The following is a 5019-nucleotide window of genomic DNA, read 5'->3' on the forward strand; positions in this document are numbered from 1 at the left end:
GTTCATTTTAATCCTAAAGAGATGGAACGCTGAACTTGTCCCGGTTTTTCGGGATTTGGCGGATTGAACGGAGTTATAGGGATTTTTTTTTTCAACGTCGACCTTTTAAACCAACAAAAAAATCCGCTTAATCCGTATTATCCGTGTCATCCGTGTTCCTTTCTTTTTCACGCAACGGACGCAACGATGACGCAGCGGCCGCAAGGGTTCATTTTAATCCTAAAGAGATGGAACGCTGAACTTGTCCCGGTTTTTCGGGATTTGGCGGATTGAACGGAGTTATAGGGATTTTTTTTTTCAACGTCGACCTTTTAAACCAACAAAAAAATCCGCTTAATCCGTATTATCCGTGTCATCCGTGTTCTATTTTACTTTGAAGCGAACGGGACGCTGACTTGCTTTAATTTTCACTTGGGAAAAACCGATTTTTCTCAGTTTTTAAAGCAATTACAATTACTACTAAAAATCTACAGCTAATTATTGTTAAGTCCTTCAATCCTCAAACCTTCCAGGTTTTACCTATTTAAATTGATCAACTAGCTGAATATCAATAAAACCAGGAAGGTTTTTCTTCATAATGATTACCAAGTTTTCGAAAACAGCTCCGGATTTTAGGTAAGAGGAAAAAATTTCTTGCATGATTAAGAAATTTACTTTTACTTTGCATTTCAAAGTACTTTTATGGAAAAAGAAACCTACCTTCAGGACTTAAAGGAAATAAGAAACATCATGGACCGCTCCTCTCGATTTATTTCGTTGAGCGGGTTGTCAGGCGTATCGGCCGGTATCATCGCACTTGCGGGTGCCGCCTTCGCTTATCGGTTTTTGTTTACAAGCAACGACTATATGGGGTACCGTATGGTAGTACTTTCGGATGAAGTAATTATTAAACTAGTCGCCTTAGGTTTAATCATGTTTGTACTGGCCATCGGTGCGGGAATTTATTTTACCCAATTAAAAGCAAAGAAAAAGCAAGCTAAGCTTTGGGATAAGCCCACCAAAAAATTGATCATAAACCTACTTATCCCTGTGGGAACGGGTGGGATCTTATGCCTGATTTTCTTGTTGCGGGGTTACATTGGGTTAGTGGCACCGTTTACACTTATATTTTATGGCTTGGGATTAGTAAATGCAAGCAAGTACTCCTTTGATGAACTGAGAAGCCTGGGGATCCTGGAAGTTGTATTAGGACTGACGGCAACCGTCTTTATCGGGTATGGTATTCTATTTTGGGCCATTGGATTTGGTGTATTACACATCGTTTATGGTCTTATGATGCATTACAAATATGACAGGTGAAAGATTTTCTTAAAGATTTTAACAAGGCATTTGAAAATAAAATCCGGTTAGGTATAATGTCTGCCCTGATGGTCAATGACTCCGTGGATTTTAACACCCTAAAGGATCTGCTAAATGCAACGGATGGTAACTTGGCCAGTCATTTGAAAACCCTGGAGAAGGAAGCCTATATTGAGGTATCCAAGGCCTTTGTCGACCGAAAGCCCTTGACTACTTATACGGTTACTGTCCTTGGAAAGGAAGCATTCGAAAAACATCTAAGCGCACTGGAGAACCTACTAAAATAAAAAAATTTATCAATTTACTTTGAAATACAAAGTACTTTTAAAATTTAAATTTACACACAATGAAAGAGGAACAAAACACATCCGTATGGACCAAATATTCGGTCATTATCAAACTTATACTAATCGGCATCCTGGCCCTAGTTCTCCTGATTCCCGCCAGCATGATACAGGCCATCATCCATGAACGGGAAAGCCTTAATGAAGAAGTCATTGATGATATCTACTCCAAATGGGCGGGCAACCAACAGCTACAAGGTCCCATACTTACCATTCCATTAGTGTATGAGGAAGAAGTCAATAAGGAAAAGGTGTTAGTAACCAGATACTACCATATTTTACCAGAGGAGCTTAACGTTTCGGGTAATATTGAGCCAGAAATTTTGGAGAGAGGCATTTACGAAGGAGTGGTATATAGGTCATCCTTAAACATTACCGGATCTACCCGACTTATAGAAAACTTTGATAAGGAAAACCTGGTCGGAATTAAGGAAAATGCGGCATTTTTGACCTTTGGGGTTTCTGACCTGAGAGGGATCGAAGATGAGGTGAAATTCAAATGGGACAAAACCACCCACCCCGTTCAGCCAGGTACTTCCATTGCCCATTTGGTTGCCCAGGGATTTCAGGTTCCGTTGAGGGATTTCAGCTTCGATACCACCAAAACTATTCCCTTTTCCATTCAACTTAAATTAAAGGGGAGCCACAACTTATCATTCCTTCCCTTGGGGAAAACCACATCGGTGAACTTGCAGTCCACCTGGCAAGATCCGAAATTTGACGGAAACTTCCTTCCCAATACCCGGGAGGTGAATGAACAAGGATTTCGGGCACAGTGGAAAATCCTTGAGCTCAACCGAAATTTCCCACAATCTTGGGTGCAGGGTAATCTCGCCTCTTCGTTAAATGAAAGTGCTTTTGGCGTGGAGCTATTATCGCCCATGGATGATTATCAAAAATCCAACCGGTCCACCAAATATGCCATCATGACGATCGGATTGACTTTTATGATGTTTTTCTTGGTGGAAGTATTGGGAAAGAAAAACATCCATCCACTTCAATACGCCATGGTGGGAGTTGCCATTTGTCTGTTCTATATCCTACTGATATCAATATCAGAGCACACGAATTTTAATTTTGCCTATGGTATTTCGTCATTGGCTATCATAACGATGATCTGCCTTTACTCCATTTCCCTTCTTCACCGATTGAAGTATGTCCTTATTTTGGGGCTTATTTTGATAGGCAGTTTTGGATTTCTTTTTGTGACCATCAATTCGCAGGACTACGCATTGCTGTTAGGAAGCTTGGGATTATTTATCATTCTCGGCACCACCATGTACCTCACCCGAAACATCGACTGGTACAGAATCTCAAGTAATGGAGAGGCTGTGGGTACGTAAAAAAAAGGACCGCCGAGTAGGCAAAGGGGAGTTTCACCCCTAAGCCTCTCACAGAACCGTACGTGACAGTCTCCCGTCATACGGCTCGTGTTATTCTTGATAAATGATTCAGTATCCCTTTTGCCAATGATAAAACAAGGCAGGGTTGTCCTGTCTTATCCGCTTGAGTTTTTCCGATGACTTTCGATGGCCTGTCTTATGTTTCTTCCCGATCCATTTGATCAGCCGTTCATCGATCTTCATCAGCATCCTGCGCAAGTTCCTTTTGCTGTATCTGCCGTAATAATTGATCCATCCTCTGAGCTTTGAGTTAAGCAGATCAGATATTGCGGTTATTTCCAACGTCGTGTTTTTCCATAACTTGTTTTCTCTGATCAGTTCTGTTATTCTCTTCCTGTTGGATGGACTGATTTCAGCCGTGAAGGCCATGAACTTTTTACCGTCCCTTTGGCTCTTTCTTGCCCTGGGCTGATAGCTAAAGCCAAGAAATTCAAATTTGACAACATCATGGTTTTCCTTGCGTCTGTAATCTTTACAATAGGCAATCCGCGTCTTGGTTTCATTGACCCGTAGCTTCACTTCTGACAGTCTTTCTTTGATGGCTTCCAATACAGTCTCCGCTTCGGATTTGCTGTTGCAGTGTATTACCGCATCGTCCGCATATCTCACAAAGCTTACTTGTGGATAGTGTCTTGCCAGCCACATGTCCAGTGAAAAGTGCAGGTATAGGTTAGCCAGCAAAGGGCTTATTACCCCGCCCTGCGGCGTGCCTTTGCCTTCTTTGGCCTGCAGTGTCCCGTCCTCTTTCAGGATGGGCATCCGCAGCCACCTTTCCACATACATTTGCACCCACTTGTCTCCGATGACGTGTGCGGTTGCCTTTAGCATCAGCCCGTGGTCTATCTCGTCAAAGAACTTGCTGATGTCCATGTCTATCACCCAGTCCTGCTTATAGCTGTTCTGCCTGACCTGTTCTATGGCATCGTGTGCGCTCTTCATCGGCCTGTAGCCGTACGAGTTCTCATGGAACAGTTTGTCTATCCGCTTTTCCATGTAGGCCTTCACCACCTGCTGCGCTATTCTGTCCCGCAGGGTGGGAATGCCCAACTTACGCATCTTGCCGTCCTTTTTCGGTATTTCTACCTCACGGACTGCCTGTGGATGGTAGCTGCCCGAGGCCAGACGGTTCCAGACAACGTATAGGTTGCGCTCAGTCTGTTTTTCAAACTCCACCCAACTTTCCTCGTCTATCCCCATTGCCTTGCCCCCCTGCCTTACCTTGCGGTACGCTTTGGCAACTTCCAAATACTCAATAGGTACTGTTTTCTTTACGTGTATATTCATCGTGAATCATCCCCGTTTTCGGGTTGTTGTTGTGAATATTCATCTGAATAACCCAAGCCCTTCGCTCCTTCCCGCTTTCACGGGCTTTCAATACTACTATGGCTTGGTCCGACTTCCCTTTCCCGCTTTTTAGGCGGTCCCTTGAAACGGAGATCCCGTGTTCCGTAATAGAGCCCGGATAGAAGTCATGTCGCCTGTATAACGGTGGGCACATAGCCAGTAAATCAGGTGTCCGCCATGCTCGTCTCTACATCCTTAGCACAATGTGATTTTGCCCTACGAATTCTGTGGTTTCGTTACTTCATCAGCGATTCATTTACATTCATCTCTTAAATCCTTACCTGACGGCTTACCGCCACCTTTTCTCTACACGTTCACCACAGCGGCCTTACGGCTTTTGCAGCGTAGAGCGGTTTGGCAACCCCGCCTGTACAGCGTTGCCGATACTCCGTCCCACTTTTGCAAATGGGATTGTATCATCTCTATTACAGCATGTTAAAGAACTTCAGTCTTTCTCTAACTTCACGGCACAAACTAAGATCACGGAGAAGGCACTGAAGGCACAAAGAAGAAGAAAAAAACGAGTGTTCTTTATGTGCCTTCTTGTTTCATTGTAGACCTAAACTAATGGAATGCTGAACTTGTCCCGGTTTTTCGGGATTTGGCGGATTAAACGGATTTATACGGAT

5 protein-coding genes are annotated in these 5019 nt (G+C 43.5%); 3 read left to right on the forward strand and 2 right to left on the reverse strand.

Going from position 1 to position 5019, the window contains the following annotated elements; translation table 11 throughout:
* Nucleotides 1-681 precede the first annotated feature (681 nt).
* Genes FQ608_RS26960 through creD form a run of 3 tightly spaced genes read left to right on the forward strand, consistent with a single transcriptional unit; the run spans nucleotide 682 to nucleotide 2986 of the window.
* Complete coding sequence (locus FQ608_RS26960) at nucleotides 682-1299, forward strand: hypothetical protein (RefSeq protein ID WP_158861621.1); 618 nt, start codon at nucleotides 682-684, stop codon at nucleotides 1297-1299.
* Nucleotides 1296-1586, forward strand: coding sequence for a winged helix-turn-helix domain-containing protein (locus FQ608_RS26965; protein WP_158861622.1), 291 nt, complete (start codon nucleotides 1296-1298; stop codon nucleotides 1584-1586). The genes FQ608_RS26960 and FQ608_RS26965 overlap by 4 nt, the downstream gene beginning before the upstream one ends.
* A gap of 59 nt (nucleotides 1587-1645) precedes the next feature.
* Nucleotides 1646-2986: a cell envelope integrity protein CreD gene (creD, locus tag FQ608_RS26970; RefSeq protein WP_158861623.1), complete on the forward strand. Its 1341-nt coding sequence runs from the start codon at nucleotides 1646-1648 to the stop codon at nucleotides 2984-2986.
* A 108-nt stretch (nucleotides 2987-3094) separates the two neighbouring features.
* Here the strand turns inward: creD and ltrA are convergent, their stop codons facing one another.
* Entirely contained in the window at nucleotides 3095-4330 is a 1236-nt protein-coding gene (gene ltrA, locus FQ608_RS26975; protein ID WP_158861624.1) for a group II intron reverse transcriptase/maturase, read from the reverse strand.
* On the reverse strand, nucleotides 4296-4544 hold the full coding sequence (locus FQ608_RS26980) for a hypothetical protein (protein ID WP_158861625.1): 249 nt from the start codon (nucleotides 4542-4544) through the stop codon (nucleotides 4296-4298). Before FQ608_RS26980 ends, ltrA begins: the two co-directional genes overlap by 35 nt.
* Between the last annotated feature and the right edge of the window lie 475 nt (nucleotides 4545-5019).

The sequence above is a fragment of the Lunatibacter salilacus genome (genome assembly GCF_009797935.1).
In the GTDB taxonomy this organism is placed as follows: Bacteria; Bacteroidota; Bacteroidia; order Cytophagales; family Cyclobacteriaceae; genus Lunatibacter; species Lunatibacter salilacus.

Coding starts and splice junctions, on each gene's coding strand:
- FQ608_RS26960 (WP_158861621.1), top strand. CDS start 682: ATGGAAAAAGAAACCTACCTTCAGGACTTAAAGGAAATAAGAAACATC.
- creD (WP_158861623.1), top strand. CDS start 1,646: ATGAAAGAGGAACAAAACACATCCGTATGGACCAAATATTCGGTCATT.
- ltrA (WP_158861624.1), bottom strand. CDS start 4,330: ATGAATATACACGTAAAGAAAACAGTACCTATTGAGTATTTGGAAGTT.
- FQ608_RS26980 (WP_158861625.1), bottom strand. CDS start 4,544: ATGTGCCCACCGTTATACAGGCGACATGACTTCTATCCGGGCTCTATT.